This window comes from Nodosilinea sp. LEGE 07088, assembly GCF_015207395.1.
Taxonomy (GTDB): Bacteria; Cyanobacteriota; Cyanobacteriia; order Phormidesmidales; family Phormidesmidaceae; genus Nodosilinea.
This window is the reverse complement of the sequence record NZ_JADEWX010000223.1, coordinates 1-8,103: the sequence shown is the minus strand read 5'-3', so window position 1 is coordinate 8,103 and position 8,103 is coordinate 1. Positions and strand designations below refer to the sequence as shown.

Here is an 8,103-nt window from a genome sequence, read left to right as displayed (position 1 = left end):
GGAGATGGGGAGATGGGGGAGGGGCGCAGGGCCTGCGCCCTGGATGGGTAAGTTGGTTGTGGAATGCTAAATGGCGAAGTCTTTGCCGAGATAATGTTCGCGCACTAGAGGATTGTTGGACAGGTCGGCGGCATTGCCGGAGGCGAGAATCTGCCCGTCGCTCATGATATAGGCGCGGTCGATGATGCGCAGGGTCTCGCGCACGTTGTGGTCGGTAATCAAAATGCCCATGTCGCGATCGCGCAGTTTGGCCACAATCTCCTGAATTTCGGCCACAGCAATGGGGTCAACCCCGGCAAAGGGCTCATCGAGAAACAAAAAGCTGGGGCCTTCGGGGCCAGAGGCCAGGGAACGGGCCAGTTCGGTACGTCGCCGCTCCCCCCCCGATACCTGAATGCCCAGGGTGTTGGCCACCCTCTCCAGGCGAAATTCTTTGAGCAGGTTGCGCAGGCGATCGCCGTACTCATCGGGGGGCACCCGCGTCTGCTGCATCACCAGCAAAATATTGTCGGCCACCGACAGGTTGCGAAAAATGCTCGGCTCCTGGGCCAGATAGCCAATGCCCAACCTGGCCCGCTGGTGCATAGGCAGATCAGTGATATCGATCTGGTCGAGGCAAACCCTACCGCCGTCGGGGCGCTCTAGGCCAGTCGCCATATAAAACGTGGTGGTCTTCCCGGCTCCATTGGGGCCCAGCAAACCGACGATTTCACCCTGGGCCACCGACAGGCTGACGCGATTGACCACCTGGCGCTTGCCGTAGGTCTTTTGAACGTTGTCAAGTATGATTTTCAAGGGCGCGCCTGGGCCGATACAACGGGCAAAACTGACAAAATTCTATCAAAGCGATTGGGGCAACGGCGGACTTGGCCGGCCCGCTAATTCTCTAAGGGAGCTCCCTGGTCGGGTTCGGCGACTGGGCTAACGTCGAGCACTGCCGGGGGGCGCGGTGCCGTCTGGTTGCCCGCACCACTGCTGCTGGCAGAGGCACCGGGTTGCTCATTCTCAGGCAGGATGTACACCGCTTCGACTTGCTCGTTGGGGTTGGGGGTGGCCACAAAGCGGTCTTCATCGACCAGATAAGTCACCACCTCGGCCCGCAGGGTGTTGCCCTCCTGGTTGATCACCACGTTGCCACTGAGCACAATCCGCTGCTCATTACTGTAATAGTCGGCCTGGGCCGAGGTGGCTTGAATCCGCCGAGCTGGATAATCGATTTGCACATTGCCACGGGCGGTAATGATGCCGGTTGCCGAATTGGCCTCTTGAATATCGGATCGCAGGGTAATGGTGCCTCCGGCTTGAGCCTGGGCGGGGCGGCCCTCTAGCGAGGGCAGGGCACCACTATTAACGGCTACAGAGGCGATCGACACCGCCATGACCATTCCAAACCAGCGCGCGCTGCCCTCCATAGTTAGCCCTTTACCCTGTATGTAGCTCAGCCCTCCAATCTTACTCCAATCTCTCCTTCTAGCTTGCCGGGTTGGCCCAGACCCAGGGCGATCGATAGACTTACTCCAGCTCCCCCTAATCCGGTACATTGGCCTAAACTCCTTCAACCCTCGCCCATGACCCCGACCAAACTCAAACCCGACTGGGCTGGCGACGATCTGCTCTCACGGCTGGTGAACCGCGCCATTCAAACGCCCGCCCTCTATGCGCTGATGAAGCGCCAGGCCCGCCAGGTGATGATTAAAACCGCCGAGAAAAACGGCGTGCCCTGGCGACAGACCTGTGCCACCTTAGATACCCCTGAGCTGCGCCAGCAGCTGACGGCATTGACCAATCCAGCGGTGGTTTACCCCGACTATTACCAGGTTCCTTTTCACGCCTACAGCGAGGGCAACCTATGCTGGCAGGCGGCCCTAGAGGCCGCTCCTGCCACCTATGCGATGGCTCTGCGGGTTTGGCCTCACGAAGACCTATCGTGGCAGACGGCGCAAGATCGGCTGCGGCAGAGCTTTTTGACAGTGCTCGACCAGTATGGCCCGACCCGGGTTGATGACATTCTCGATGTAGGCTGTTCGGTGGGTATCTCAACGCTGAGCCTGCATCGCCACTACGGACAAAAACAGGCCCAACAGCCATCCCAACCGCACCCAGTACAGACCGTGGGCCTTGACCTGTCGCCCTACATGCTAGCGGTGGCCCAGACCCAAGATGCTGGCGGTGAAATTGCCCAGTGGGTGCATGCCCCGGCAGAGTCTACCGGCTTCTCAGAGGCATCGTTTGATCTGGTGACGATGCAGTTTGTAGTGCATGAGCTGCCTCGCACTGCTACCCAGGCGATTTTTGCTGAGACAATGCGGGTGCTGCGACCCGGTGGTGCCCTAGCGATTGTCGATAACAACCCCCAGTCGGCTGTTATTCAAGCGCTGCCCCCGGTGCTGTTTACCCTGATGAAAAGTACCGAACCCTGGAGCGATGATTACTACACCTTTGATGTCGAAGCCGCCTTGGTGAGTACTGGCTTTGAGCCACCTGTACTGGTGCCCAGTGATCCCCGCCACCGGACTCTCATAGCCCGTAAAGCGACTTAGCAATCATGGTTGTGAATGCGACTGTAGAGGCACAAAGCTAGGGTCTCTTGCCCTCTGCGCGGCGCTGGAATGAGATCCAGTGCCATTGGGGAAATACAGGTAGAATAGGCTCAGTGCTGCCTTAGGGCACCTTGCACCTGTACTGGATTTGCAGCGCTCGCGACTCGCCATCGGTACAGCCTTAGTAATGGCAGGAATAAACCATGGGTGAATGGCTCGATCACAGCGTAGTGGTAGATGTAGATGTACCGATAGAAACCGCTTGGGATTTGTGGTCTGACCTGGAGCAAATGCCCCGCTGGATGAAGTGGATCGACGGGGTGACGATCTCTGCCGACGACCCTGAGATTTCGGAATGGAAACTGGCCTCGCGCGGGTTTGAGTTTACCTGGCGCTCTAAAATCACCAGTCTGGTGCCCCACCAGATTATTCAGTGGGAGGCCATCGATGGCTTACCCAATCGGGGGGCGATTCGCTTCTATGGCAAAGATGACCGATCGACGGTCAAACTGACGGTATCCTACGCGGTGCCGGCGATTATAAAGTGGATGGACGGTCTCTTTTTAGGTCGCCTGGTAGAGGCCACGCTACAGGATGACCTCAACCGCTTTCGCGACTATGCTGTGGCCGCCAAGCAGCCGCCCACGGCCTAGGCGCTATGGGCCTTACGGTAGCAAAGGTACAAACCCGGCTGGCCCGCTTTGAGTTCGAGGCGCTGTTTGTGGATGACCTTGGCTGGCTGGCTGGCCCGCCGACGGAGGGCGATTGGCCAGGGGATGAGGCTCAGCGCTCCTGGGTTGTGGCCCACAGCCCAACGGCGGGGAAGCCTGCGCTGGTGGTCGAGATGGAGGGGCAGGAATGGCGCGATCGCCCGCTACCTGAGGTATTTCAGCAGCTGCGATCGCTAGCTCAGCGCCTAGAGAATGGCCTAGTCATCTGGCGAGACGGGGCAAACCAGTCGCCAGGCCAACGCAGTCTTTGGTGCTGGGCTAACGGCGAGTCAGATCATGCTGACTGGGGTAGCCAGGTGGTTGTGCATGGGGAGGTGTCCCAGGGCTGGGCCACAAGACTGCTGTCACTGCACCGAGATCGTTTACTCACTCGGGCTACCCTCTACCCCCTGCCCGCCAAAGTCACGCCTGACCCGGTGCTGGTCGAAGGCTTTCACCGGAGTTGGCAGGCACTGATCGTTGCCCTACCCAGCTTACCTGGGGCCAGTCGCCTACCCTACGCCACCCTGCTCCTCTCTCGGCTGATTGCGATCGCGGCGCTGCAGCAGCGGGGATACCTGGGCCGCGACGAGTGGTATTTGCAAAACCAGTTTGGCCAGAGTCAGCAGCGTGGGATCGACAGTTTCTTTGCCCAGGTACTGCAACCGCTGTGGCAGCAGGGGTTTACCCTGCCCGATGAAGAACGGGCCCCGGGCATCAGGAAGCGCTTTGGACCACTGCCCTTTCTGCCGACCGGGCCCTTTCGCTTTACCGAACTAGACCAAAAGTGGGGCCATATGCCCCTGCCCGATGCCGCCTTTGAGCCAACCCTGAACTGGCTGGCCGACCTGCTGACCGCAAACCCCAGTGGACTGGATAGGGGCCTGGGGGAACTGCTAGAGCAGGCGGTGAATGAACACGACGGAGCGGCGATCGCCACCCCAGCACCGCTGTTGGATGCTCTTTGCGATCGCACCATTTGCGCCACCGTGCTCGACCGGGCTGAAGCGCTCACGGGCCAGCGCTATCAGTCTATCGATCACCTGCTGTTAGAAATTTCCCCTACCAATGCCGGGGCACTACTGCAAATTATCGGGCGGCTCACACTGCTGGACCCCGCCTGTGGCTCGGGCCGTTTTCTGGTGGCGGCCCTAGAACGGCTGATGGATTTAACCCAGGGTTTGCGCGCTATTGCCCGCCTCGACTCGGCCAAGAACGTACCCAACTGGGCCCAACCGTCTCCCCATGGCCCAGCCCTGGGCCTCTACCAGCACCTAACCGAGCGCACCCTTTACGGTCTGGATCTGTGGCCACCAGCCGTAGAGTTGGCCAGACTGCAACTGTGGCTCTGTGGGGTGCGTCACACGACACGACCCACAGAGCTCACAACCCTGCCCGACCTGACCCTGAGCCTGTTTCAGGGCAATGCTCTGATGGGTCTCATTCGGGTCGATGACGAGCGCTTTGACCAGGTGCAGCCCAAACGGCGGGCCAAGGGCAAACCTACCGCTGAAGCCGCACCCCTCCAGGGCAACCTGTTACAACCGTTGATGGCCGACAGCTACGAGGCGATTTTGGCCGAGCGCCAGGTGCGCTTAGAGCACTATCGCAGCCAAACTCAGCTCCTGGCCGAAGTGGGCAGTGTGCCCGCCTATGCCCAGGCCGACTTTTTGCGCGATCGCCTCGACGAACTCAACCAGATAGCCCAGGGCAAGCTCACCTACCTGCTATGGAGCGAAGGCAGCCAGCAACTCGGTTTGCGCGTGCCCGACCCTGGGGGTAGCCGCCCGACTCGCCCGTTGAGCCAGGCCGATGTCGAGGCCACCCAACCCTTCCACTGGGGGTTCTATTTCCACCGTCTGCTGCGCGATCAGGGCGGCTTTGATATGGTGTTGAGCCATTTCCCGCGAGGGGCAGTAGAAGCCACTCGCCAGGGTTTTGTAGAGCGTTATCTCACGCTGTTTGAGCAAAAAGATGTCGCTCCCTCTACCTTTTTGCACAACCACAGCCAGGTGCTCACCATCGACCCTGACCTGACCCAAACCTGGGCCGAGTATCGGGGCCAATTCACCTGGCTGGGGCAGTATCTGCGGCGCTCTGAGCAGTATCCCCACAGCAGTCAGGGCTACGAGGGCAAGGGCCGCCTCTACTGGTCGCGGCTATTTTTAGAGCGCAGTCTGCAACTGCTGCGTCCCGGCGGTCGCTGTGCGGTGCTGCTAGACCCGTTTTGGGACAAGGCCAACGGCGCTCCCCTGCGCCACTGGCTGCTGCGGGAGGCCAGGGTAGCCGCCGTGGTTGACCTCTCAAATCACCAGGGGCTGTGGCCCACCGCCCCGTCCCGCACTACCCTCTGCGCCCTGTGGCTACAGAAAGCGGGGTCAACCCCCGGCAGCCCCTACACGGCCCATGCCAAAGACACCGCCCTGGCCCCAGAGCAGCTGGCGGCGGCACTCAAGCGCCTCACAGCCTGAGCGGGCGATCGCCCCCAGACAACCCGATGAACTTGTCAGACTTCTCTGACCACGAACTGGCAAAGGTAAAATAGGCTCACATTCTCTGTGCCTCTAGCCATGAAGCTTCCCAACGGAGCATCAGCGATTGTTCCCATGGATAAGCTGGTGGGCTACTGCCTTAACCCAAACCATTCATCGGGCAAGCATAAAGCGAGGGTTTTTGCTTCAGCCCTGGGCATCAAGACTGACAATGCGGAGGACTTACGGCAATTGATCGCTCAAGCCGCTATTGATGGAGAGGTCGTGCAGCAAGACTCTACAGCATTTGGGCAACTGTATAAGGTCGATTGGGTCATAATCGATCGTGACTCTGTTGTCCTGCGGACACTTTGGGAGGTTCGCGCTGGCCAGTCTGCCCCTCGCTTGGTTTCGGCGTTTATCAAATAAAAGCTATGAGCCCTGTAACGACTCTAGATACAGTTGCCAATATAAAACCGATCGCCCGCGATCGCCTCATGTTGATTGAGCCTGAGTTTGACTCGATTCAGCAGCTTCCTACGGGGCAGGTAGGCACTGTGTTGGAAATTTACGAGGGGGAAAATCCTGGCTATTTGGTTGAGTTTGCGGATTTGGATGGCCGCGAATATGCGATGGCGATGTTGACGCTGGATGAATTACTGCCCTTGCGTTACGAACTACCGCTGGCGAGTTAAAGAGGGAAGTTTCTTTGACAGGCCGCGATCACCCCAATGCGACCTGCTGAACTTACGGGTTAATTTCATTTTCTCAAGGTTAAGGCCAACACAAAGTTTGCGAGGTTGCTAGCTTTTAGCCCTCTAAGCTGACATTAGTTAAGCATTTACATTTCGAGCGACGGCAGCGCCCACGGCGTCGATCGCATCGTCCATGAGCTGTACCGACTCGGCTTTGCCGAAGTCCGCGAATGGAGCAAACCCCAGCCCACCAGGCGCATCAACGAAATCATACGCGTGCTGACCCGCTATGTCATGCCTCCCAGCCAGGGTTAGATAACGCGACCCAGCGCCTCGTCCACCTGGCGAAAGAGGGCGGAGAGGTCGCCCGAGTTGTCGATCGCCACATCGGCCCGCGCCGCCTTTTCCGCCAGGGGCATTTGGCTGGCCATGCGGGCCTGGGCCTGGTCAATCGTCAGACCATTGCGCTCCATTAGTCGCTGGCGCTGGAGGGATTCTGGGCAGGTCACTACCCAAGTTTCGCTCACCTGGTCGGTCAGATTGGCCTCAAACAACAGCGGAATCACCTGCACAACCACCGGGGCATGGGCCAAATGCTCCATGGCCTCGGCGAAACACCGGCGCACTAGGGGGTGAATCTGCTGTTCTAGCCAGGCTCTCTCGGCAGGCTGGTTAAAGACGATGTCCCCCAGCTGCCCCCGGTTCAGGCTGCCATCGTCGTTGAGCACAACATCACCGTAGCGGGCGGCGATCGCCGCCAACCCCGCAGACCCCGGCTCCACCGCCTGGCGGGCATAGACATCGGCATCCAGCACCGGCAGGTGGTGAACCCGCGCCAGATAATCTGCCACGGTCGATTTGCCGGTGGCAATGCCCCCGGTCAGCCCGATGATGCGCTGGCCCATGTGGCGATCGCCTCCGTCAGTCCATCCAGGGTGTACTCTGCGGGTTCAATATCGACCCGGCCCAACAGCTGGCGGCAGCTATCGGAGGTTTTAGGGCCAATGGAGGCGACCGCGACGGTCTCCAGCATTTTCTGCCAGCCCTCGCCTAACCCCTGCTCCAACAGCTGGGCGGTGTGCACCACGGTCTTAGAACTGGCAAAGGTGATCACATCCACCCGCCCCTGCTTCAGCGCCATCAGCGCCTGGGCATCTGGCTCCGCCGGACAACCCGACTCGTAGGCCGCCACCTCTACCACCTCAGCCCCGGCAGCGGTAAACTCCTGCACCAATACCTCACGGCCACCGCTTTCCACCCGGGGGAACAGCAGCCGCTGCCCGATCGCCGGTTCAGGAAAGTGAGCGACCAGGGAATCGGCCACAAAGTCAGGCGGCACAAAGTCGGGAATGATCCCCCGCTGCCGCAGCACCGCTGCCGTTTTGCGGCCCACAACGGCAATCTTCAGTGAACTCAAGGCACGTAAATCCTTACCCTGATCCAGCAGCCGATCGCAAAAGAAATGCACCGCGTTGGCCGAGGTGAGGATCAGCCACTGAAAGGTGGGGAGAGCCGCGATCGCCTCATCCAGCTCCACCCAGCTCGACGGCGGACGCATCTCTAAAGCCGGGAAATCGATCACCTGGGCACCCTGGGCGGTGAGGAGATCGGCGAAGGCGCTGGACTGTTCGGTGGCGCGGGTGATGAGGATGGTCTTTTGGGAGAGGGGTAGGGGTGTCTCTTATAC

Annotated in this window: 9 protein-coding genes; 5 read left to right on the top strand and 4 right to left on the bottom strand. The window is 59.9% G+C overall.

Features of this window, described 5'->3' with window-relative positions; all coding sequences use genetic code 11:
- Positions 1–66: 66 nt before the first annotated feature.
- Positions 67–795 carry an LPS export ABC transporter ATP-binding protein gene (gene lptB / locus IQ254_RS27920; RefSeq protein ID WP_193969421.1) on the bottom strand — a complete coding sequence of 243 codons (729 nt, stop codon included), beginning with the start codon at positions 793–795 and terminating at the stop codon, positions 67–69.
- An 83-nt stretch (positions 796–878) separates the two neighbouring features.
- Entirely contained in the window at positions 879–1,412 is a 534-nt protein-coding gene (locus IQ254_RS27915; protein WP_228041171.1) for an LptA/OstA family protein, read from the bottom strand.
- Positions 1,413–1,568: 156 nt separating this feature from the next.
- Between IQ254_RS27915 and IQ254_RS27910 the strand changes: the two genes are divergently transcribed.
- The 5 genes from IQ254_RS27910 to IQ254_RS27890 all read left to right on the top strand — a co-directional run bounded on the left by IQ254_RS27910 (position 1,569) and on the right by IQ254_RS27890 (position 6,416).
- Positions 1,569–2,540, top strand: coding sequence for a class I SAM-dependent methyltransferase (locus IQ254_RS27910; protein WP_193969420.1), 972 nt, complete (start codon positions 1,569–1,571; stop codon positions 2,538–2,540).
- A 203-nt stretch (positions 2,541–2,743) separates the two neighbouring features.
- A complete protein-coding gene (locus IQ254_RS27905; RefSeq protein WP_193969419.1) occupies positions 2,744–3,193 on the top strand; it encodes an SRPBCC family protein in 450 nt (149 codons plus the stop codon).
- Positions 3,194–3,198: 5 nt separating this feature from the next.
- Positions 3,199–5,721 (top strand): DNA methyltransferase, encoded by a 2,523-nt coding sequence (locus IQ254_RS27900; RefSeq protein ID WP_193969418.1) that lies wholly within the window; start codon positions 3,199–3,201, stop codon positions 5,719–5,721.
- Between the two features lie 99 nt (positions 5,722–5,820).
- A complete protein-coding gene (locus IQ254_RS27895) occupies positions 5,821–6,150 on the top strand; it encodes a DUF6883 domain-containing protein (RefSeq protein ID WP_193969417.1) in 330 nt (109 codons plus the stop codon).
- A gap of 5 nt (positions 6,151–6,155) precedes the next feature.
- Positions 6,156–6,416 (top strand): DUF4926 domain-containing protein, encoded by a 261-nt coding sequence (locus tag IQ254_RS27890; RefSeq protein ID WP_193969416.1) that lies wholly within the window; start codon positions 6,156–6,158, stop codon positions 6,414–6,416.
- A 311-nt stretch (positions 6,417–6,727) separates the two neighbouring features.
- On the opposite strand, the gene coaE is transcribed toward IQ254_RS27890, so the two are convergent.
- Entirely contained in the window at positions 6,728–7,321 is a 594-nt protein-coding gene (gene coaE, locus IQ254_RS27885; RefSeq protein ID WP_193969415.1) for a dephospho-CoA kinase, read from the bottom strand.
- A complete protein-coding gene (locus IQ254_RS27880) occupies positions 7,297–8,061 on the bottom strand; it encodes a uroporphyrinogen-III synthase (protein ID WP_313887589.1) in 765 nt (254 codons plus the stop codon). The genes coaE and IQ254_RS27880 overlap by 25 nt, the downstream gene beginning before the upstream one ends.
- Positions 8,062–8,103: the final 42 nt, after the last annotated feature.